This is a genomic window from Flavobacterium sp. FG19 (genome assembly GCF_057809475.1).
Window position 1 is genome coordinate 141,543 of the sequence record NZ_JBMDKA010000008.1, and the last position, 22,958, is coordinate 164,500.

Annotated in this window: 16 protein-coding genes; 1 reads left to right on the top strand and 15 read right to left on the bottom strand. The window is 37.5% G+C overall.

Features of this window, described 5'->3' with window-relative positions:
• Nucleotides 1-4: 4 nt before the first annotated feature.
• From ACODST_RS10310 to ACODST_RS10340, 7 genes are all read right to left on the bottom strand, one after another.
• Nucleotides 5-1,603 (bottom strand): glycoside hydrolase family 43 protein, encoded by a 1,599-nt coding sequence (locus ACODST_RS10310; RefSeq protein WP_488932033.1) that lies wholly within the window; start codon nt 1,601-1,603, stop codon nt 5-7.
• Between the two features lie 61 nt (nt 1,604-1,664).
• A complete protein-coding gene (locus ACODST_RS10315; RefSeq protein WP_488932034.1) occupies nt 1,665-2,885 on the bottom strand; it encodes a glycoside hydrolase family 88/105 protein in 1,221 nt (406 codons plus the stop codon).
• A gap of 21 nt (nt 2,886-2,906) precedes the next feature.
• Nucleotides 2,907-4,130, bottom strand: a complete 1,224-nt coding sequence (locus ACODST_RS10320) for a glycoside hydrolase family 88/105 protein (RefSeq protein WP_488932035.1) — start codon at nt 4,128-4,130, stop codon at nt 2,907-2,909.
• A gap of 87 nt (nt 4,131-4,217) precedes the next feature.
• Nucleotides 4,218-5,153 carry an alpha/beta hydrolase fold domain-containing protein gene (locus ACODST_RS10325; protein WP_488932036.1) on the bottom strand — a complete coding sequence of 312 codons (936 nt, stop codon included), beginning with the start codon at nt 5,151-5,153 and terminating at the stop codon, nt 4,218-4,220.
• 106 nt (nt 5,154-5,259) lie between these two features.
• Entirely contained in the window at nt 5,260-6,945 is a 1,686-nt protein-coding gene (locus tag ACODST_RS10330; protein ID WP_488932037.1) for a RagB/SusD family nutrient uptake outer membrane protein, read from the bottom strand.
• Nucleotides 6,946-6,957: 12 nt separating this feature from the next.
• Nucleotides 6,958-10,089 (bottom strand): SusC/RagA family TonB-linked outer membrane protein, encoded by a 3,132-nt coding sequence (locus ACODST_RS10335; protein WP_488932038.1) that lies wholly within the window; start codon nt 10,087-10,089, stop codon nt 6,958-6,960.
• Nucleotides 10,090-10,129: 40 nt separating this feature from the next.
• On the bottom strand, nt 10,130-11,557 hold the full coding sequence (locus tag ACODST_RS10340) for a glycoside hydrolase family 28 protein (protein ID WP_488932039.1): 1,428 nt from the start codon (nt 11,555-11,557) through the stop codon (nt 10,130-10,132).
• A 290-nt stretch (nt 11,558-11,847) separates the two neighbouring features.
• Between ACODST_RS10340 and ACODST_RS10345 the strand changes: the two genes are divergently transcribed.
• Nucleotides 11,848-12,876, top strand: a complete 1,029-nt coding sequence (locus ACODST_RS10345; RefSeq protein WP_488932040.1) for a LacI family DNA-binding transcriptional regulator — start codon at nt 11,848-11,850, stop codon at nt 12,874-12,876.
• A 358-nt stretch (nt 12,877-13,234) separates the two neighbouring features.
• Here the strand turns inward: ACODST_RS10345 and ACODST_RS10350 are convergent, their stop codons facing one another.
• The 8 genes from ACODST_RS10350 to ACODST_RS10385 form a co-directional block, all read right to left on the bottom strand.
• On the bottom strand, nt 13,235-14,857 hold the full coding sequence (locus tag ACODST_RS10350) for a UxaA family hydrolase (protein ID WP_488932041.1): 1,623 nt from the start codon (nt 14,855-14,857) through the stop codon (nt 13,235-13,237).
• 38 nt (nt 14,858-14,895) lie between these two features.
• Entirely contained in the window at nt 14,896-16,344 is a 1,449-nt protein-coding gene (locus tag ACODST_RS10355; RefSeq protein ID WP_488932042.1) for a tagaturonate reductase, read from the bottom strand.
• 214 nt (nt 16,345-16,558) lie between these two features.
• Entirely contained in the window at nt 16,559-17,227 is a 669-nt protein-coding gene (locus ACODST_RS10360) for a bifunctional 4-hydroxy-2-oxoglutarate aldolase/2-dehydro-3-deoxy-phosphogluconate aldolase (RefSeq protein ID WP_488932043.1), read from the bottom strand.
• Nucleotides 17,228-17,239: 12 nt separating this feature from the next.
• Nucleotides 17,240-18,262, bottom strand: a complete 1,023-nt coding sequence (locus tag ACODST_RS10365; RefSeq protein WP_488932044.1) for a PfkB family carbohydrate kinase — start codon at nt 18,260-18,262, stop codon at nt 17,240-17,242.
• Between the two features lie 178 nt (nt 18,263-18,440).
• On the bottom strand, nt 18,441-19,844 hold the full coding sequence (gene uxaC, locus ACODST_RS10370; RefSeq protein ID WP_488932045.1) for a glucuronate isomerase: 1,404 nt from the start codon (nt 19,842-19,844) through the stop codon (nt 18,441-18,443).
• A gap of 24 nt (nt 19,845-19,868) precedes the next feature.
• Complete coding sequence (locus ACODST_RS10375) at nt 19,869-20,660, bottom strand: gluconate 5-dehydrogenase (RefSeq protein WP_488932046.1); 792 nt, start codon at nt 20,658-20,660, stop codon at nt 19,869-19,871.
• Nucleotides 20,661-20,664: 4 nt separating this feature from the next.
• Nucleotides 20,665-21,504 (bottom strand): 5-dehydro-4-deoxy-D-glucuronate isomerase, encoded by an 840-nt coding sequence (gene kduI / locus ACODST_RS10380; RefSeq protein ID WP_488932047.1) that lies wholly within the window; start codon nt 21,502-21,504, stop codon nt 20,665-20,667.
• Nucleotides 21,505-21,602: 98 nt separating this feature from the next.
• Nucleotides 21,603-22,919, bottom strand: coding sequence for an MFS transporter (locus ACODST_RS10385; protein ID WP_488932048.1), 1,317 nt, complete (start codon nt 22,917-22,919; stop codon nt 21,603-21,605).
• Between the last annotated feature and the right edge of the window lie 39 nt (nt 22,920-22,958).

Here is a 22,958-nt window from a genome sequence, read left to right on the forward strand (position 1 = left end):
CAAGTTATTTTGTTATTCTAAACCAGTCTACAGCAACATTTCCTGAATCGTTGGTCGTTTTTTCGCTTAAAGCAAAAAGACCCATTTTGGCTCCAATCCATTTTCCTTCTGCTGCTGTAAAATCAGTGCCCGCTGCCTGATATTTTTTATCATCCAGGCTGTAAAAGAAACTGCAGATTCCGCCTTTCTTTACTTTAACTCTCAGATATATGGTATTTTCAGAAATCAGAATCGGTTTTGACTCTGTTTCGGGAGTGGTCTTTTTAAAAGTTCCTGTTCTTTGGGTTAAGTATACTTTTCCATTATCGTTTTTAAAACACAGATAACTGTAGTCTAATCCCATAACAATCAAACCGGTAGATTCTCCGTTTACTCTTGTATTAAAAGTTATTTTTGCTGTTGCTGTAAATTCTTCTGCCGGAAACTTCTGAAGCAGTAAATTAGGAGCATCTGATATTTTCTTATTTTCATCTAAGGTGTTCTGACAAAACAAGTTCAGATATCCCATACTGGTTGGAAAACCCCAGTTGATTTGTGAATTGGCCTGCCACTGCCATTGTAATCCTAATTTAGGTTCATTAAATTCATCTGACGTTTCAGGATTTTCTATTGGATATTTTTTACCAACATTTGGTTTTTTAAAAGTGGTAACCGGTTCTCCTATTCCGTTTTTATCAAAATCCTGTCCCATTACCGGCCAGTCTTTTTCCCATTTCATGGGCTGTAAATGCACAATTCTTCCGTAAGCTCCTTTATCCTGAAAATGAATAAACCAGTCTTCTCCCGTTTGTGTCTGTACCCAGGCTCCCTGATGAGGCCCGTTGATTTTAGTGGATCCCTGTTCCAGAACTTTTTTCTTTTCGTAAGGACCAAAAACATTTTTAGACCTTAAAACGGTCTGCCAGCCGGTAGGTACACCACCTGCTGGTGCAAAAATGTAATAGTAGTTGTTTCGTTTGTAGAATTTTGGTCCTTCAATGGTTCCTTCACCATCGTGGCCGTCAATAACCATTACTTCATAATTATTAGCCATAGTGCCGTCAGTATTCATACTGCATACCACGATCAGGCTTTTAATTCCGGCACGGCTTCCGGCAAAGGCGTGCACTAAATAGGCTTTTCCGTCGTCATCCCAAAGCGGACTCGGATCAATCAATCCTTTTCCTCCTTTTATCAAAACAGGTTCTGACCACGGGCCTTCTGCTTTTTTAGATTTTATCATATAAATTCCAAAGTCGGGATCCGGATAATAAATATAAAATTCATTGTTATGATAGGTAATACAGGGCGCCCAAACTCCGTTTCCATGCTGTACTTTGTCATACGTTTCAAATGGCGGCTGTTTAGGCAGGGCATAACTTATAATTTTCCAGTTTACGAGATCTTTTGAATGCAGGATCGGCAGTCCCGGAATACAGTTAAAAGACGATGCTGTCATGTAAAAATCATCTCCTACCCTAACAACGTCAGGATCTGAATAATCAGCATGAATAATAGGATTGGTATAGGTTCCGTCTCCATTGTCAGGTGTCCAGACTTGTGCCGTATTTTTCTGAAATGAAAAAATACAAAGGAAAAAAAAGACGATTTTTATGTTTTTCATCTTGGTATTACTTTAGTTAAACCCGACAGATCTTAAAAACCTGTCGGGTTTGTGAAACTTGTTATCGGTTCAGTTCTATAGCGGCTAAAATAAAAGGACCTGTTGCTTTAGGGTCGTTGTCTTTTTTTCTTTCGTTTACATAATATTCATAAGAGCCGTCACGATAAGGATCTCCTCCTAAGCCGGCAACCTGACAGCAGTTTGTTAAGGTAATACCGCCGTCTTCGTCTACTTTTTTAATCAAAACCTGAGTTAGTCCGTCAAAAGCTTTATTGGCCAGTTTTTTATATTTTGAAGGCAGATACCCTTTGTTTGCTCCTTTTGCGAAAGCATAAGCAAACATTGAAGAACCTGAAGCTTCCAGATAATTTCCTTTTTCTCCGCCTTTATCGGTTACCTGATACCATAAACCTGATTTATCCTGATATTTGGCTAAAGCTGCCGAAGCATTGTTTAAGTATTTGATAAGCTCTTTTCTTTTGGGATGTTCTTTTGGCATATAATCTAATACATCTACTAAAGCCATTACGTACCATCCTAATGCTCTTGACCAGAAGTTTGGTGAATTTCCGGTTTCTTTATTCGCCCAGGGCATTTGTTTACTTTCGTCCCAGCCGTGGTATAACAATCCCGTTTTAGGATCGGTAGCATGCTGCTGGATCAGCTCAAACTGCTTTGCGATATCGTCAAAACTTTTTCCATTTTCAAATTTTAAAGTATATTCAGCATAAAATGGTTCTCCCATATATAAGCCGTCAAGCCACATTTGGTTTGGATAAATCTGCTTGTGCCAGAATCCGCCGCTTGGTGTACGAGGCTGCTCTGTAAGCTGTTTACGTATTAATTGTAACGCCTTTAAATATTTGTCTTGTTTTGTTTCGTCATAAATAGCAAAAAGCAAACGTCCCGGTACTACTAAATCGATATTGAATTTATCCAGTTCGTATGTTTTAATACTTCCGTCTTCCTGAACCAGTTCGTCTACATATCCTCTTATATAAGCTTTGTATCTCGGGTCCGGGTTTTTCTTATTTAATTCTTCTATTGAATGTAAAACCAGTGCGTGTACATAGTCCCATTTGGGCTTTTTGGCATCATCGAGCATATAACTCTGCGGGTGGCGTTTCATTAAGGTTAAGGCCATTTTATCTGACCATTTCATGTCTTTGGATATCATGATCTCTTTTCCTGCCGCTTCCTGAGACGTTACTTTACAGCCCGTAAAAGCCATTAGGCAAACTAATACAACCGACATCAAACTGTGTTTCCTGCTATTCTTCATTTCAAAATATATTTAATTCTACTATTTTTCTAATTCTATGGATGCCAATAAAAAGGCACCTAAACCAATTGCTCCGTTTTCTTTTGTTTTGGCAATAAGATAATAATCATTTGTGCCATCCCGAAAAGGTTTGCCTCCCAGCCCCACATTTGACGATACATTGAGAACATTGACTTCTCCTTTTTTATCCACTTTTACAAATTCCTTTATAAAGCTTTCAAATGATTTTTTTGCTGTTCTTTTATAAGCCGAAGGCAGATACCCTTTATTCGCTCCTTTTGCAAAAGCATAAATAATCATTCCTGAAGCAGATGGTTCTGTATAATTGGCATATAGCTGCGTTTTATCGGCTACCTGATACCATAGACCGGATTCGCTTTTGTACTGATCTGCACTTTTTGCTATCTCGTTTAAATACTGTACCAGAACTTTATATTTTGGATGTGATTTCGGGAAATAATCCAGTGTTTCGACCAATGCTGTCATATACCATCCAATTCCTCTGCCCCAGACTGTGGGCGAAGTTCCTGTTTGTTTGTCTGCCCATGCAATTTCTTTACTTTCATCCCAGGCCTGATACACCAGTCCGCTTTTTTTATCAATCATATGATCATGTACCAGCTCAAACTGTTTTGCAATATCGTTTAAACTCCTTCCTTTTTCATATTTCATGGTAAATTGAGTATAAAAAGGTTCTGCCATATACAAACCGTCAACCCACATTTGATTGGGATAAATCTGTTTGTGCCAAAATCCGCCGCTGGCTGTTCTGGGCTGACTTTCCAGCTGATTTCTCAATTTTCCTGTAATTTCAAAATAACGGGAATCTTTGGTCAGGTCATACAAATTAAAGAGTAGTTTTCCCGGATTCAGATTATCGATATTGTATTCTTTCAGCTCATACTTTTTAATATTTCCATCGCTGTCGATCCTTTCGTCTACATAGTTTTTAATATAATCAAGGTACTTTTTATTTTTGGTTTCCTGATATAATTTTTCGAAACCGGACAATACAAAGCCCATTTTGTAATCCCACTTAGGGCTGTCGTTTCCATCAAGCCGCCATGCTTCAGGATATTTATTAAGTATCGAAAGTGCTGTTCTTTCAGACCATTTTAAGCCGTCCGGAAGAACGTCTGTACCATTTTCTGACTTTTCCTGACCAAAAATAACAGTCGTTACAACAAGACATACAAACAGAACCGGTCTTCTGAAATTAATTTTAGTAAAACATGAAATACACATATGCATTTGCTTTTTGAGGTTCGTTTAGATTTTTTCTTTTTTATTCAATACAACTCGGGCTGTCATTTTTGTTATGATTGTATGTAATTATTTGAATACTCTCTTTAAAAAATGAGTGGTAAATTCGACTGTCTGGTCAAACCAGGGCTGAAAAAACCAAAAGGAATGAGGTGAATCGGCAATAGTATGAACCTCATTATAAATATTGTATTGATTCAAAATTGTAATCATATCATCCCGTCCGGCGTGAAACCGGTCTATACTGCTGTTTATAAACAATACCGGAGGTGTATTTTTATTGGTATGGCTTAAAGCCGAAGCATTCTTCCAGTTTTCTGTTTTTTCTTCATAAGTACCTCCGAGCCAAAAAGAAGCCATCTCACCTTCTGAAGATTCAGGATGTCTGAAGGCTAAAACACCGTCTATATTGATAATGGCATTTACTTTTGAAGAAGCTTTACCTGCATAAGCCGGATCTTCAAAAAGCGGATTATCATTTGTAGTACCAATCAAAGCTGCCATCTGGCCTCCTGAAGAACAGCCTAAGACCGCAATTTTGTCCGGATCTACTCTGAATTTCTTTGCATTATCTTTTATAAACTTTATCGCATTTTTTACATCCAGTACTCCATAAGGATATTTAGCTTCGAGTGACAGCCTGTATTCAATGGTGAAACAGGAATATCCTTTTGCCGCTATTTCCTGTGCCAGAGGGTTCATCTGGTTTTTATTTCCTGACCGCCATCCACCGCCGTGAATCATGATGACCGCCGGGTTTTTCTTTTTTGAATTACAGATAAATGCGTCCAGATGCAGCTGTCTTTCTTTTCCCGAAAAATATTCAATATCCGAAAACTGATCTACATTTTTTGCCTTTTCTAAAACCGGAATAGTAATCGAAGGATATTTTTTGATTATTTTTTTATAGGTACTTTTTACTGTATAGGACGTATCAACGCTATAAGCAGTCTGTGCGCTTACAGCACAGGAAAACAATATTATTAAATATACTAATTTTCGCATTAAAAAAACCTTTTACTTTTTAGTTAAGAAAGGAGCCCGACACTTTGATCCGGCTCCTTTTTAACTTCTTCAAAAAAACAAATATTCTCAAAAAACTAACTAATTATTAATAACCCGGATTTTGAGGAAAATCTTTATTCTGGTTTAAATCCAGTACCGTTTGCGGAATTGGTCTCAAAATCTTCAGCTGACCGTCTACACCAACAAAATTAGCGGCCTTTATTTTATAATTATGTGCTGAAGCCCTTGCTACTAAAGTTCCGGTACGTTTTAAATCAAACCAGCGTTTGTATTCACCTAATAATTCTCTTCCTCTTTCGTCCAGAATATAATCAATATTAAATTCTGCAGCCAGCGCATTGGTCACTCCTGCTCTTCGTCTTACTTCATTTAAACGGTTTAAACCTGTTGCAGGCTGTCCGGCTTTTAAATAGGCTTCGGCCGCAATTAGGTAAGTTTCGCCTAATCTTGCTACAATAATATCTCTGGTGCTCACAGGACCTGTACTGGAAGGAGTCGTAGGGTTTGCATCATCAAACTTCTTAACTGGAATGGTATAACAATCTAAATTTTTAATTAAGGTATGAGCTGCCGAGTATTCCCCCCAGGGATGGTATACAAATGTAGAAGATAATCTGGAGGCATTCTCTGTCATCCAGGCCTCTTTGTCTGCCGGGGTGAACCACTTTGGTTCGTAAAAATGCCTAACTTTTACAGCACTTGCATTGGTTGGTCTGTAATAAGGATAATAAAGGGTTGTTTTAGATTTTCCATCTGCAGTTACTGTTTCTTCAAGAATTTCTGTCATGAAAGTAGCTTTCCATCTTTCATCTCCTTTTTCATATAAACCTAAAGCGTAATCTGTCGGGCATAAATTATAGCTTCTTAACGGAGCACCCGTTTCAGCACCTCCTAAATACGAACTAAAATAATAAAATTGATTATTTCCAAGTTTCGTAGGATCTGTACTTGTAGATGCTTTATCATATTGTACTGAAAAAATGGTTTCAGCATTTAAATCGTTGTCACTGTTGGCTGTTGTAACAAACAAATCACTAAAAGGAATATTTAATCCCTGACCTGCAATCGCAGCATCTGCATAAGCCGCCGCTTTCGAAAAATCATCGGTTTTACCAAAAGTCTCATAGCCTCTTGTTAAATATACTTTAGCCAAAAGATCATTAACCGCTCTTTTATTTACTTTACCTGCGGTACTGTAAGCTGTTGTTCCCACATTAGCCAGTGCAAAATCCAGATCGGATATGATTTGAGTATACACTTCTTCGGCAGTGTTTCTGTAAAACGACAAAACCGGTGTGGTGATATGCTCATTTACAATAGGTACACCACCATAGGTTTGTACCAGTAAAAAATAGGCCTGCGCTCTTAAAAATCTGGCCTCACCAACCAAAGTGTTCAAATTGGCCGTTTGTTCTGTTACTGTCGAATAATAAACTGATTTATTTACAGACTGAATCAATTGGTAACAAGGTGTATACAAATCAGCCACATTATCTGATGAAGGAATTAAAAGTGTGTACTGACTCAAACCTGCCGGCTCCGGAGTTCTTCCTTCGGCATACATATCGGTTCCTGCTTCAAAAAGCCAAGGATTTCCGCCGTAAATACTTTTTAACCAGGCATAATTGGTATTGATCAGCAGCTGATAACCGGATGCTGTTTTATAGGTCGCATCAGCCGGTACATAAGAACGGCTGTCTTCCTCAATATAATCACTGCATGAACTAACCGATACAGCCAATATTCCTAACATTATTATTATTTTTTTCATTTGATATCTTCATTAAAATTTAACACTTAGTCCCAATTGAGTTGTTACAGATGCCGGACGGTTTACTCCAAAAGGCGAAGCTGCCCATTCCGGATCATACCCGTCAAAATCTGTAAATACAAATGGATCCAAAACATTTACATACACTCTTAAATTAGTAATTTTAAGTCTTTTAAGTAACTCAGAATTAAAGGTGTACCCTAAAGATATATTTTTGATTTTTACATAAGAAACATCTCTGTAATACCCAAATAATGACGTCCAGTACGCTCCTGCCCCCGTTGCTACCGGTCCTGGCCTTGGGTTGGTATTATTGGCATTGGCTTCGATCCCCGTACCGTTTGTGGGAATAAAATAGTCCATCGCTAATTTCTGGCGTCCTCTGTCGCTTACATCGGCAAAGTTCTGGTGAAATGTACTCAGTACTGTTTGTCCCTGGCTGGTAAGAACTGAAAAATTAAAATCAAAATTCCAGAACGTTAATTTAGAATATAAACTTCCCTGCCATTCCGGATTAGGATTTCCAATAACCGTTCTGTCATCCTGATTAAATTTACCATCACCATTTAGATCTTTTGGTCTGGCCTGACCCGGTGCCTGTCCGTAAGAAGCCGCAAGTGCTGCTTCACTTTCCTGCCATACGCCATCATACACATAATTGTAATTTGGATTCAGCGGAGCACCCAGTATCAGTTTGTTTCCTATATCACTTACTTTATCCTGATTGTAAATAGATTCAAGCTTGTTTACGTTTTTAGTAAAAGTAAAAGTGGTTTCCCAGTTTATGTTTTCAGATTTTACATTTTTCGTAGTTAACATCACCTCAATTCCTTTGTTACTTACAGACCCCACATTGGCAAATGTATTTTTCCAGCCGGATTCTGCCGGTAACTGCTGCTTGTAAATCAAATCATCAGATAAACGGTCGTACACATCAATGGTACCGGAGATTCTGTTTCTTAAGAATCCAAAATCAATTCCTAAATTATACTCTCTGGTCTTTTCCCAAGTCAGGTCGGCATTGGCCAGATTTTCAGACTGCCAGCCCGAAACTACGTTTGGTCCTGCGGCATAAAATGTCTGCTGATTTAGCAGAGCCTGAGAAGTATAAGGAGCCACATTATCATTTCCGGTATATCCTAAACTGGCGCGCAGTTTTAAATCCGAAACAAAAGAACTGTTTTCTAAGAAAGATTCTTTACTTAATTTCCATCCTAAAGCTACAGAAGGGAAACTCTGCCATTTGTTTCCTGCCGATAAAACCGAAGAACCGTCCCATCGGGTTGAAGCCGTAATTAAATATTTGTCTTTAAAGGCATAATTTAAACGAACAGCATAAGAATTCAGGGTATTTTTAGCATAGGAAGATTTTACTACATAACTGGTCTGAACACCGGAGCCCATATTGTCTGTCCCTACATCAAAAGGCTGATTATTGGAATACAAAGAGGAGTATTCGTCTACATTGGAATACAAACTCTGCAGTAACAATAAGCTGAAATCGTGTACCTCATTAAAAGTATGTTTTAAGTCAATCTGGTTGTCCCAGGTATAATTAAAATTATTGAAGTTTTCCAGTGTTGCCGAATTTTTCCCGTTAAGGGTTACTCCGGCATTGGTCTGTGCCTTGTAAGCGGCTGATTCTCTTGTATCCATTACCCCGGCCGCGAATGTCGTTTTAAACGAAAGCCATTTTAAAGGCTGGTACTGAAAATAAGCATTTCCCACAGTCTGCCATGTTTTTTCGGTTTGCGAAGAATTGGCAATTTCCATTAACGGATTTACGGTACTCGTTTTATTAACGGCCCATGAACCGTCAGGATACGTTAATTTACCCGGAAGAAAAAACAGGGTGCCCACACTCTCATTTCCGTCGGCATCCACTGCCCATGGCGACATCAGCGGACTTAACCTAAAAGCATCCTGCATGGCTAAATCACTCCCCAGCTGATTGTCTAATCGGGCAATGGTAACATTAACCCCGGTAGAAAACTTGTCGTTAATTTTGTGATTTAACCCTACTTTAAAGGAATATTTATCGGTTGAATCGTTATCGATAAGTCCGCGGTCACTCTGAATTCCAAATCCAAGGTTATAACTCAGACCTGAATCTGAACGGCCTGAAATGTTTAGATAGTTATTCTCGGTCATACCACTCTGAAGTACGGCATCATACCAGTCAAAATTATAACCGCTGTTGGCACGGGAAACCAGTAACGGACTTTGATTTCCGGCCAGCGCCGCTAATTGAGCCGGGGTTTGTGTCTGAGGTGTTGCACTCATATACGCCACCTGGTGAAATTTCCACCATTCTTCCCCTGTCATCATTTTAGGTAATCGGGCTGCTGTTTTATTTCCGTAAGAAGTATCAAAAGTCACACTGATTCCTGCTTTAGCACTCGTACCGCTTTTAGTAGTTACAATAACAACTCCGTTAGATCCTCTTGAACCATAAATAGCTGCTGAAGAAGCATCTTTCAAAACGTCCATTCGGGCAATATCCTGCGGATTCAGAAAATCAATTCCGTCCATAGGCACACCGTCTACGACATACAAAGGTGACGACCCCACCATACTGGAGTTACTTGAATCAGCAATCAGGGAATTGTTTCCTCTGATCACCACTTTAAATCCGTCTCCGGCACGACCTGTAGAAGAGGAAATTTGCACTCCGGGAGTACTTCCCTGAATAGCTTCCAGCGGACTTATGGTATTTCTTTCGGTAATAGTAGCGGCGCTAATGGTACTAACTGATCCTGTAAGGTCGGTTTTCTTTACAGAACCGTATCCTACTACAACCACTTCGTTTAACGAATTAGATTGTTCAGCAAGACTTACCGTAATGTTTTTCTTTCCGGCAACGCTTACTTCCTGTGTCTGAAATCCTAAATAGCTGATTATTAAAACCGCTTTACTGCTGGTTACATTAATTTTAAAACTTCCCTCAAAATCGGTAGAAGTTCCGTTTTTGGTTCCTTTTTCCTGGATATTAACACCTGGCAGCGATAATCCGGAAGCATCTGTAATTTTTCCTTCTATTACAGTAGACTGAGCGTTCATTGCGGTGCTCAGCAGAAAATTCAGAAAGAATAAAAATACGAGATTGTATTTTACTCTCTTCTTTAGTAGTTGTTTAATTTTCATAAGTGGTTTTGTGGTTTGGTTAAATGTTACAAGTTTTTTATTATTCTACTTTCTTTCCATTGATATAGGTATTTATAAAATTGATATTCTTTACATTTTTTAATAAATAAACAGAGTCTACTTTTTCTATTTTTACATTTTTCAGCGTAACATTTTCAACAGGAGATTCTTTATAACCCTCTGCCCATACGCTGTATTTCCCTCCATTTTGTACCGTTACATTTTCAAGGTTTATGTTTCTGATTATGGGTATAAAATTTCCGGTTTGTGATCCGTAAACATTATAGAACATATTCAGTTTCAATACACATTCCTTCACTGTTCCGACCTTCAGATTCCTTACAAAAACATTCTCGATAATGCCTCCCCGTCTTGAATTGGTTTTAATACGAATAGCACGATCCAGATTAGGACTGTCCATTACGCAGTTTTCGACAAATACATTATTTACTCCGGCAGATATTTCACTTCCAATAACAACTCCGCCATGACCGTCAATCATTTTGCAGTTCTGAACAATGATATTCTTACTTGGTACTGCCACTCTACGACCATCCGCATCACGTCCGGCTTTAATAGCAATACAGTCGTCACCGGTATTAAAAGTGCAGTTTTTGATTACAATATTTTGGGAATACTCGGGGTCACAGCCATCGTTATTTGGACCGTGACTGTTTACGGTTACCCCGTCGATAATCATATTGTTTGTTTTTATGGGATGCAGAATCCAGAAAGGAGAATTGATAACGGTAATATCTTTTACCAAAACCGTATTACACTCAAAAAACTCAATAAAATTGGGACGCAGGTATCTTCCGTCTCCAAAAATTCTTTCAGCCACCGGAATATCTTTTTCAGCCATATCAACAAGGACTTCACGATTGGCAGGATCATTTTGAGAAGGGATTCCCTTTTTCCAGCCGTATCCTTTGCCTCCCGACCAGATCCACCAGTTGGTACTGTCGGCCTGTCCGTTTAGAGTTCCTTTTCCGGTTACAGCTATGTTTGTTTTTCCTTTTGCATAAATAAGCGGGGAATAATTCATGAGTTCTGTACCTTCCCAGGAAGTGTGTACTATAGGATAATCGTTTGGATTTAAACTGAAAAGAATTTCTGCTTTATCTTCTAAATGAAGGTTTACATTACTTTCTAAATGAATGGCTCCTGTAAGATATTTTCCATTGGGAACAAGAACTTTTCCTCCTCCATTTTGAGCACAGGCCTTAATGGCATTTTCAAACGCGGCAGTATTCATAGTTTTACCATCGGCAACCGCACCGTAATCATTGATATTATAGGTTTTATCAGGAAAATGAACCGCGGGAATGCTTTTAATCGTCAATTCCATTCTTTTCCATGGATCCAATTCTGAAACATCTCCTGTTCTTTTAGCACAGGATATGGTCAAAACGACTGTAAAAGCTAAGAAAACAATGAATTTAAACGCTATATCCTTATTTCTAATCATCTGTGCAGAGTTCAAGTTTAATAAGGCCAGAGCCTTAAATTTCATGTAATCGATTACACGAAAGTAGAAAATATGTTCTAATGAACCAAATTAATTTAGAAAAATATTGTATTTTTAATTTTTATTAAGAATTATAATTACATTTAATGCAAAAATTATTATAATTTATTATCATTGTAAAATATAAAACCTTATAGTTATTAATTGTGGTAATCGATAACATTACCTATCGGATTACATAAAAAAAAATGTATTTTTGTCGTTTAATTTAACTTGTAAAACTCTTTTTGATGAGCGAAAAAGTAACCATTTATGATATTGCTGAAAAACTGAATATCACTGCCGCTACTGTTTCCAGAGCATTGAATAACAACCCGAAGATAAAGGAAAGCACCCGCGAGCTGGTTATCAAAACCGCAGCCTCAATGAACTATAAGCAGAACAAACTTGCTTTAGCATTAAAAAGCGGCCGAAGTAATAATATCGGGGTCATTGTTCCGCGTATAGACAGCAACTTTTTTGCCTCTGTCATCAGGGGAATCGAAGAGGAACTGCACCCGCATGGTTACCAGGTAATTATCTGCCAGACCCATGAAAGTAAAAAAAGAGAAAACGAAAATCTATATACTTTAATCGATGCACAGGTCGATGGCATTTTAATGTCTGTAACGGATGTAACTGACGAAAACGACGGTGCTTTTCAATATGTATTACAGAAAAATGTTCCCTTGATCTTTTTTGACCGAAGCAAACATATTGAAGGAGTAAGCTCTGTTACCATAAATGACTTCAGAGGCGGTTACCTGACCACCAAACATTTAATCAATGAAGGCTGCCGTCATATTGCGCATTTTTCGGGAGACCAGTCTCTTGAAATCTTCAAAAACAGGTTTTTAGGTTACAAACAGGCTTTACTGGATCATAATATCGATTTTAAAGAAGAATATGTAATCTACACTAAAAGTAGTGTTGAAGCCGGAAAAGAAGCTGTCGATAAATTACTGCAGTTAGAAACTCCCCCAGATGCTATATTCTCTGCCAGTGATTTTGCTGCATTAGGCGCCATTCAGGAACTGAAGGAAAGAAACATCAGTATTCCAGGTGAGTTTTGTGTAGCCGGTTTCAGTAACGAGCCGTTTACGAAATTCATGGAATTATCAATTACTTCTGTTGACCAGTCACCTCTTGAAATGGGTAAAATGTCTGCGCGTGTTTTTCTGGAACAGGTTGACAAAACCGATACTATTAAAATTGAGAAAAAGGTGGTACTGGCACCGGAACTGCATATCCGCAAATCGTCTTCCCGAAAAAATTTCTAAAAGGCTTTGATGAATTTAACTATGTAAGTATGCATAAGCTCATTTAAACTGTGTATTAATACTACTGCGTACCATAAAAAACGTAACGTATTGAACAACCATATAAGGGCATATAAGTTTATTTAGACTGTGCGCTTAATACTGTGCAGCATTAAAACAGGAACATAAAAAACATATGCGTTGATTTAAGCCGGCATTTAACAGTGAATTATTCTGAATCTATTAAATGAACTCATATAACTTATATGGTTTAAAAATTTCCCGGAAAACAAACTGTTTTTAAAAAGAAAATTCACCAATAAAAAAGTCCATTCAAAAACGTGTTTCGAATGGACTTTAATGAATTATAGTTTAAATATTATAGAGATACTCCTCTTTTCCACGGAATAAAATCGTTTTGATTTAAAAGAGCCGCTTTTGTTGTAATGTTACCACTGGCAATCTGGATGATAAATTCTAACATTTCATCTGCCATTTCTTCAATTGATTTTTCTCCTGTAATAATTCCACCTGTATCAATATCGATAATATCCGACATTTTACTAGCCAGCTGGCTATTAGAAGAAATCTTAACAACCGGAGCAATCGGGTTTCCTGTAGGCGTTCCTAAACCGGTTGTAAACAATACCATATTGGCACCGGAACCTACCATAGCTGTTGTACATTCTACGTCATTTCCTGGTGTACATAACAACGTAAAACCTGGTTCGTTAATATATTCTCCATAATCGTAAACACCTGTAATTGGCGATGTTCCCCCTTTTTTAGCAGCACCGGCCGATTTCATGGCATCCGTGATCAAACCATCTTTAATGTTACCCGGAGAAGGATTCATATCAAATCCTGAACCTGCATCAACAACTGTTTTTTCGTACCATTTCATCAAGTCTAAGAAACGTTTCCCATCCTTATCATCTATGCAACGATTTACTAATTCCTGCTCTACTCCGCATAACTCAGGAAATTCAGAAAGAATTGTTGTTCCTCCCAAAGCAACTAAATGATCAGATAACACTCCCAATGTTGGGTTTGCAGAAATTCCTGAGAATCCGTCAGATCCGCCGCATTCTAAACCAATTCTTAATTTAGACAATGGAGCTGGTTCTCTCTGAATCTGATTGGCTTTTTTAATCGCTTCAAAAGTATCTTTTACTACGCTGCTTAACATCGTTTCGATTTTCCCAATAGACTGCTGGTCGTAAATTAAAACCGGCTTTTTGCTGTCCGGATTAATCGCATCTAAAGCATCTTTGAAAATCTGAATCTGAAGGTTCTGACATCCTAAACTCAAGACCGTAGCTCCCGCCACGTTTGGATTGTTTACATACCCTGCCAGCAATTTAGCCAGACTATGAGAATCCTGACGAATTCCGCCGCATCCTCCCTGGTGTGTAATGAACTTTACCTGAATGTTATTGAATAAATCTGCATCGTTTGAAGCCGCTTCGTTACCTGTACCACCTGTTTCAGATTTTACCAGAGAACGCAGCAATAACTGATAATCATTTTCTTTTGGCTTCATCAGCTCTTTCTCAAAAATATCTTTTAAGATCTCGATATTTCTGTTTTCGCAGAATACTAATGGAAAAAACAACCACACATTCTCAGTTCCAACCTGTCCGTCTTCCCTGTGATACCCCTGCCAGGTTCTGTCTTTCCATTTGTCAATATTGGGTGCTGTCCAGCCAATAGTTTCGGTTTTACCCGTCACCTTATCACTTTCATGTTTTACGTTGGCCGTAGAAAGCAGTCCTCCTCTTTCGATTCTTTCGCTTGCTTTTCCAACTAAAACACCATACATAATGATTCTGTCCCCTACATTAAAAGGGACCATCGCAATCTTATGTTTCATTTTTACATCAGACTCAACTGTAACTAATTCCCCTTCGAAATCAATTATCTCACCTGCTGTAAGATCTACCAAAGCCACCGCAACATTATCCGTTGGATGTACTTTTATTAATTTTTTCTGCACTGCCATAATCAACCCTTGTTCTTTTTGTCTTTTTTTGTTTTTTTTTATTTTATCCTTTCCTGAAATTTAGCAAACCCGGCTTCAACACCGTGAGCATCAATTTCTTCCAGAGCAATTGTAATCGCTTTTGTTAATGAAGGAATTTCTGTTAAATCTTCCTCCCAAAAGCTTTTATTCTGCAAAGTTAACCTTGCTATTTTTTCATAATCATCTGATTTCCACAAACCATCAAAAAATGTAACGATATCTTCACTATCATTTACCGGAAGACTCTCGCCGTTCCATGTTCCTTTATAAAAACGGATCAGGGCCGCAAAAGCAAATGTTAAATGAACCGGAAGTTTTTTATGGATTTTTACATATCCTGTTAAACTTGGTAACACACGTACTTTAAATTTCGAAACAGAATTTAAAGCAATAGAAGATAATAAGTGTTTGATAAAAGGATTTCTGAAACGATCTAAGATTTCTTCAGAGAAACTGACCAGCTCATCCTTGTCCATTTCCAGAGTTTCATTGATCTCTTCAAAAACGGCTTTATTAATAAATTCCCCTGTAAAAGGATTATCCACTGTTTCTTTTACGGTTTCATTTCCGTAAAGCAGAGAAAAAGGAACCATAGCCGTATGTGCTCCGTTCAAAATTCTAACTTTACGGGTACGATACGGCTGCATATCTTCAACAATCTTTACATCAAGATCTGTTTCATCAAACGGAAGTTTGGCTTTCAGTTCATCATCACCTTCAATTACCCATAAGAAAAACGTTTCGGCACTTACAATCAGATCATCTTTATACGCTAACTGACTGTTGTATTCCTCGATCTGGTCTTTTGGATAGCCCGGAACAATACGATCTACCAGTGTATTATGGAAACTGCAGCTGTTTAGCAGCCAGGAAACAAATTCCTGCTCTAATTTCCAGTCTACACAGTACTTTAGAATAATTTCTTTTAAAGTATCGGAATTATAATTAATTAACTCGCACGGAATGATTGTTAATCCTTTATCTGCTGTGCCATTAAAGTGCTTAAATCTTTCATGCAGAAGCACGGTTAATTTAGCAGGAAAAGATACCGGCGGCTGCATAGTCGGAAGGTCAGAAGCGATGTATTCGATTCCTGCCTCGGTAGTATTAGAAATAATGAAAGCCAGTTCCTCTTCTTTAGCCAAAGCTAAATACTCCTGAAAAGAAGCATACGGATCTACTGCTTTTACAATATTGGTAATCAACTCTTTTTCCTGGATTTCCTCGCCTTTTTTTACACCTTTCATAAACAAAGTGTACAATCCATCCTGCGCATTGATCATATTCACCAGCCCTTTATCAATAGGCTGAACAACAGCAATTCCGGCATTAAAATCTGCCTTTTGGTTTAATTTCTGAATAGCATACTCTACAAAAGCCCTTAAGAAATTACCCTCTCCAAATTGTACAATTTTAATAGGAAGCCTGTTTGAAAACTCTGAATTTGATCTGTTAATTTTTTCCATTTTAATTCTCTCTTTAAAGTGTTATAAAGAATCACTTAAAACCTTATTTCTTTTTATGGATCCTGCATTGTAAATGAAACATTACACTTGTAATTAAAACAAAATCTGCTGTGAGGAATCACAGATTTTATTCTCCAAGCGTAATGCTCAGTTACAATCTCTAAAATCTAAAAAAAACGCATTCAAATAAGGAATCGGCATGATTACTCCTTATTTATTTTCGTATCTTTTTTATAATCTCCAGAACTTGTTTAACCCTTGTCGTTAAACCGTCGAAATCTTTATTTTCCAATATATCTTTTGAGATTAGCTGAGACCCCAGACCTACGCAGGTTGCTCCCGCCTTAAGCCATGAACTCAGACTTTCTTCTGTTGGATAAACTCCTCCGGTAGGCATAATATTCGTCCACGGACATGGTCCCTTTATGGCTTTGATAAATTCCGGTCCGTAGGTATCGGCAGGAAATAATTTTACAATTTCGCAGCCTAATTCTTCTGCTCTTGCTATTTCACTAAGTGTACCACAGCCAGGTGACCAAAGTACTTTTCGACGATTGCAGGCAATGGCAATATCTTCCCTGAAAACCGGTGTTACAATAAAATTTGCTCCCAGACTCATATACAATGAAGCTGATGCTGCGTCTGTAACGGAACCAACGCCTAAAATCATTCCCGGAAGTTCTGCCAAAGCATATTTGTTTAAAGCTCCGAAAACTTCATGGGCAAAATCTCCTCTGCTGGTAAATTCCATTAATCGGGAACCTCCGTCATAACAGGCTTTTAAAACTTTTTTACTTAATTCGATATCAAAATGAAAAAACAACGGTACCATTCCGTTATCATTCATTGTCTGTGCTACCTCTATTCTTGAATATCTTGCCATATTTTTAATAAATTATCTTGATACTAATGCAGAACCATCGCCATCAATCATATTTTCAACTTCTTTTAAAGTAACCAGGTTATAATCTCCTGCAATTGTATGTTTCAGACAACAGGCAGCGACTGCAAAATCTAAAGCTCTTTGATTATTATTTTGATATTCTAACAATCCGTAAATTAATCCGCCCATAAAAGCATCACCGCTTCCTACGCGATCCACCACAGGTGTTACTTCTTTTACTGCTGCGCTGTAAACTGCTTTTCCGTCGTACAAAATTCCGCCAATTCTCTGGTGTGAAGCACTCACCGAATAACGAAGTGTTGTTGCCGCAATTTTAAGATTCGGAATCAATTCGAACAATTTATCGTACACAGCCGGAAGTGTTTTTTCGTCCTGATAATTTGGATTTACTTTAGGGATTCCCAGCATAAAATAAGCGGTATCAATGTCTCCTAAAATAACACTGCTGTATTTTAGCATTTCCGGCATTACCTCGTCCGGAGTTTTTGCGTACTGCCAAAGTTTCGATCTATAGTTTAAATCGCAGGAAATTTTAATTCCTTTTTTATGAGCGATTTTAATTGCTTCTAAACAGGCTTCTGCCGCAGTCTGAGAAATAGCCGGAGTAATACCGCTCCAGTGAAACCATTCAGCTCCTTCTAAAACTTTGTCCCAGTCAACTTGTCCTTTTTCAATGGTTGACATAGCACTGTGTGCACGGTCATACACTACATTACTGCCGCGCGTTCCCGCTCCGGTTTCCAAAAAATAGATCCCTAAACGTTCTCCTCCGTAAACAATGTTTTTGGATTCGACATTCATTTTTCGGATTTCTTTCAAAGCCGATAAACCAATCTCGTTTTGTGGTAATCTTGTTACAAACTCAGCGTTAACACCATAATTAGCCAAAGAAACACATACGTTAAATTCTCCGCCTCCGTATGTAGCACCAAATGCTGCAGACTGCGAAAAGCGTAAATGTCTTTCTGTTGACAAGCGCAGCATGATTTCTCCAAATGCAACTACTCTACTCATACTATCTTTTTTATATTTTACCATTAAGAGATTAAGAAAATTAAGCTTAACTGTATGCTTTCTTTACTATTAAAGATTAAGATTATAAAGCCGACCTGCTTAAATATCTTTATTATTTAAGTAACTACTTATTTAGAGCAAAAACTTAATTTTCTTAATTTCTTAATGGTTAGAAAAATTAAAATTTGAAATACTCTTTTGCGTTGTTGTATGAAATATCAGCAACTAATTTCCCGATCCACTCCATATCATTTGGAAGTTCTCCACGTTTAATTTCGTCTCCTAAAAGATTACATAAAATACGCCTGAAATATTCGTGTCTTGGGAACGATAAGAAACTTCTTGAATCTGTCAGCATCCCCACAAAACAGCTGATTAAGCCCATATTTGAAAGCGCATTTAACTGCTTCGTCATCCCGTCTTTCTGATCTAAGAACCACCAGCCTGAACCAAACTGTACTTTTCCGCGAACACTTCCGTCGTTGAAGTTTCCAATCATAGTTGCCATAACTTCGTTATCCGCTGGATTTAAGTTATAGATAATCGTTTTTGTCAATTTATCTTTACTGTCTAAAGCATTTAAAAAGCCTGATAATTTTTGTGCCTGCGGATAATCACCAATCGAATCCCATCCCGTATCCGGACCTAAAATTCTATGCATACGGGCATTGTTGTTACGCAATGCTCCTAAGTGAAACTGCTGTACCCATCCAAATTCATGATAGGTTTCACATAAGAAAATCAAAACAGCACTTTGGAATTTCAATGCTTCTTCCGGAGATAATTCCCCGTTTTCTCTTTTCTTTTTAAAAATAGCATTGATTTCACTTTCTGTAAAGTTTTCGAAGTAAATCTGATCTAATCCATGATCACTTAATTTACAGCCGTTTGCATTAAAGTATTCAATTCTGTTTCTTAATGCCGCTAATAAATCAGCATAAGAATTAATTGCAAATCCGGACACATCCCCTAATGTGTCCAGATATGCATTATAACCATCATTAGCAATTAAGATGGCTTTATCAGGTCTGAAAGCCGTACTCATTTTGATTCCGGTTGAATTGTTGGCGAACTTTTTATGAAATTCTAAACTGTCAATTGGATCTTCTGTGGTACAAACTAATTCAGCATTAACTTTTTTAAGAAGGTTTTGTGTACTGTAAGCCTGAGAATTTATTTTCTCTGTAGTTTCAGTATAAATTTTCTCAGCCGATTTTTCATTCAGCAAATCATAAATATCAAAATAGCGCGCTAATTCTAAATGTGTCCAGTGGTACAAAGGATTACGCATTGTGTACGGAACTGTTTTTGCCCAGTTTAAGAATTTATCTTTATCTGAACCATTTCCGGTTACAAACTGTTCGTTGATTCCTAATGTACGCATTGCACGCCATTTGTAGTGATCTCCATTGATCCATACATTGGTAATGTTATCAAAAATCTTATCCTCTGCAATAAACTGCGGATTTAAGTGATTATGATAATCAATAATTGGCTGATTTTTAGAGTAATTATGATATAACTCTTCAGCGTATTTATTTTCTAATAAAAAATTGTCATGTATGAATGTATTTGCGCTCATGTCTTTTTAAATATAATTTGAGAATTATTCTTCGTTTGAAGGTTTTCCAATTGTAGCAAGAATTCCGCCGTCGACATATAAAATATGACCGTTTACAAAATCACTCGCTTTGGAAGATAAAAATATTGCTGCTCCTGCTAAATCGCTTGGATCTCCCCATTTTGCCGCAGGGGTTCTGCTAATGATAAAATCATTAAACGGATGTCCGTCTACTCTAATTGGTTTTGTTTGTTCTGTTGCAAAATATCCAGGGCCGATTCCGTTAATCTGCACATTGTATTTTGCCCATTCTGTTGCCATGTTTTTAGTCAGCATTTTTAAACCGCCTTTGGCTGCAGCATAAGCAGAAACGGTGTTTCTACCCAACTCACTCATCATAGAACAGATGTTGATGATTTTTCCTTGTCTTCTTTCGATCATTCCTTTTGCAACATGCTTAGAAACGATAAACGGACTTACTAAATCAATATCCACTACTTCTCTGAAGTCTGAAACTTCCATATCAAGAAGCGGAATTCTTTTGATGATTCCAGCGTTGTTAATCAAGATATCGATTGGTCCGACTTCACTTTCAATTTTCTGAACAGCCGTTTTTACTTCCTGCTCTTCTGTTACATTAAATTTGTAACCTACCGCATTGATGCCTTCGCTTTTTAATTCTGCTACAGCATTATCAATTTTTTCCTGAGAAGAATTTCCGTTTACAACAATCGTTGCACCCGCCTGACCTAATCCTTTTGCCATTGCCATTCCCAGTCCGTGTGTACTTCCTGTGATAAGAGCAACTTTTCCTTGTATATCAAATAAATTTGTCATTTTCTTATCTTAAATCAGTGATTTTACAAACATCCATATCTCCGTAATCTAAGTTTTCACCTGCCATTCCCCAGATAAAAGTATAGTTGCTGGTTCCTGAACCAGAGTGAATTGACCAAGGCGGAGAAATTACTGCCTGATGATTGTTCATCCAGATATGTCTTGTTTCCTGAGGCTGTCCCATAAAGTGGCAAACCGCTTGATCTTGTGGAATATCTAAATAAAAATACACTTCCATTCTACGATCGTGAACGTGTGCCGGCATAGTATTCCAAACACTTCCCGGTTTTAATTCTGTCATTCCCATCTGCAATTGACATGTCGTCACCACACTTCCAATAATCATTTGGTTTACTGTACGGTGGTTTGCCGTTTCCATTGTTCCCAATTGCAATTTATTAGCTTCAGCTAAGCTTACTTTTTTAGTTGGGTATGTTGTATGTGCCGGTGCAGAGTTTAAATAAAATTTAGCCGGATTACTGCTGTCATCACTTTTGAAGATTACTTCTTTATTACCGCTTCCGATATATAGAGCGTCTTTAAAACCTAATTGATAAGTTGTTCCTTCAACAACCACAGAACCGGTTCCTCCAACATTGATGATTCCTAATTCTCTTCTTTCTAAAAAATAAGGCGCTTTAAGAGGATCAATTGTTTCTAAAGCTAAATCACCTTTTACAGGAACTGCAGATCCTGCAATGTATCGATCATAATGAGAGTAAACCAATACAACTTCATCTTCCTGCATTAAGTCATCAATTAAGAATTCTTCTCTTAATTGCTGTGTGTCATATTTTTTTACAGCTTCCGGGCTTGACGCGTATCTTGAACTATATTTTGTCATAATTTTTATTTAATGTAATCGATTGCACAAAATTAATTTTTTATATTGAAAAACCATAATTCAAACCAAAAATTATTTCAATTCAACTATTTTTGCTTTTATAATTCTACTTTTTTCATTCTTGGAACCAGGATATGCATAATCAGCCAAGCCAGTAAATATGATGCTCCACAAATACAAAACATAATAAAATAACCTGTTTCTACTTTTCCTAGTTTTGTATAATACACAAACATATTTTTCTGAACCAAAACGGTTAACAAAATTCCGCCAAGCGCTCCAAACATTCCTCCTAATCCTGTAACAGATGCAGTTGCTTTTTTTGGAAACATATCTGAAACCGTTGTAAAAATATTTGCGCTCCATGCCTGATGTGCTGAAACTGCCAGACCAATAACCAAAATAGCAAACCAAATATTTATTGTTCCTAATTGCTGTGCAAATAAAACAGGTAAAACTGCAAAAGCATATAATAACATACTTGTTTTACGAGCCTTATAAGCCGGCCAATTATTATTTATCAATTTCAACGGCAACCATCCCCCACCAATACTTCCAATACTTCCAATCATATAAACCAAAGCACAAGGCCAAATAATTTCAGTAGCTGTTAGCTTATATTGTTTCATCAGGAAATCTGGTAACCAGAACAAATAAAACCACCAAACCGGATCTGTCAACAATTTACCAATAGCAAAAGCCCATGTTTGACGAAATGAAAGCAACTTTATCCAGGAAACTTTTTCTTTTGATTCTTCTACTGGTTCATCCAGCTTATCTGACGTAATATATTCTAATTCTGCTTGAGATAAACGTTTTTGTTTCTGAGGTACTTCATAAAATAAAAACCATAACGCAAGCCATACAAAACCAACAATTCCAGTTATAATAAAAGCCCATTGCCAGCCATACTTTTCTGCAATATGAGGAACTGTTAACGGAACAATAATAGCCCCAATATTACTTCCTGAATTAAAAATTCCAGTTGCTAAAGCTCTTTCTTTCTGCGGAAACCATTCGGCTGTTGCTTTAATTGCGGCCGGAAAATTTCCCGCTTCTGTAACTCCTAAAAACACGCGGGCTATTAAAAAACCTCCCGTTCCAGTTGCCAATGCATGTCCAATTGCCGCTAAACTCCATAAACCCGTTGCAATTGCATACCCCAATTTAGTTCCTAACTTATCAATAATTCCTCCTGCAACCAGCATCCCTAAAGCGTATGCAATTTTAAATGCCAACTCGATATTAGAATAATCTATAACTTCTTGCTCTGGTGTCCAGTGAAACGCTTCTGCCAAAAAAGGCCTAAGGTAACTTATTACATTTCTATCGAGATAATTGACCGTTGTTGCAAAAAAAACTAAACTGCAAATTGTCCAACGGTATTTTCCTATTGCTGCATTAGCTTGATTCATTTGTGGTATTTGGTTTAGGTTGGTTAGTTAGTTTCGAAA